We start from the raw sequence: 509 nt of genomic DNA, 5'->3' as shown, positions 1-509 counted from the left end.
CATTAAGCGCTCACGCTAATGCTTCTATGAACAATAGAGCTATTGATAGCTCACTTTCAAAGCTAAACTCAGGTTTTAGAATTAATAGTGCTGCTGATGATGCTTCAGGTATGGCAATTGCAGATAGCTTAAGAAGCCAAGCAAGTTCTCTTGGTAAGGCTATTATGAATGCTAATGATGCTATTGGTATAATTCAGACAGCTGATAAGGCTATGGATGAGCAAATTAAGATACTTGAAACTATTAAGAATAAAGCTATTCAATCAGCTCAAGATGGTCAAACAACTGAGACAAGAAAGGCGCTTCAAGCTGATATTTCTAGACTTATGGAAGAGCTTGATAATATTGGTAATACTACATCATTCAACGGTCAAAAGCTACTATCTGGAACGTTTTCAAATAAGGAGTTTCAAATTGGTGCGTATTCAAATGAGACTGTTAAGGCTAGTATTGGGGCAACTACGTCTGATAAGATTGGTTTGACTAGGTTTGAGACTGGGCATAATGTT

General features: G+C 36.9%; 1 protein-coding gene. It reads left to right on the top strand.

What is annotated here, in order from left to right:
• The coding region (locus tag AVANS14531_RS09145) for a flagellin N-terminal helical domain-containing protein (RefSeq protein WP_442862411.1) at positions 1 to 509 on the top strand (509 nt) is incomplete at both ends.

The sequence above is a fragment of the Campylobacter sp. Cr9 genome (genome assembly GCF_020138295.1).
In the GTDB taxonomy this organism is placed as follows: Bacteria; Campylobacterota; Campylobacteria; order Campylobacterales; family Campylobacteraceae; genus Campylobacter_E.
Note: the sequence above shows the minus strand (reverse complement) of the source record. Positions and strands in the feature narration are given on the sequence as shown.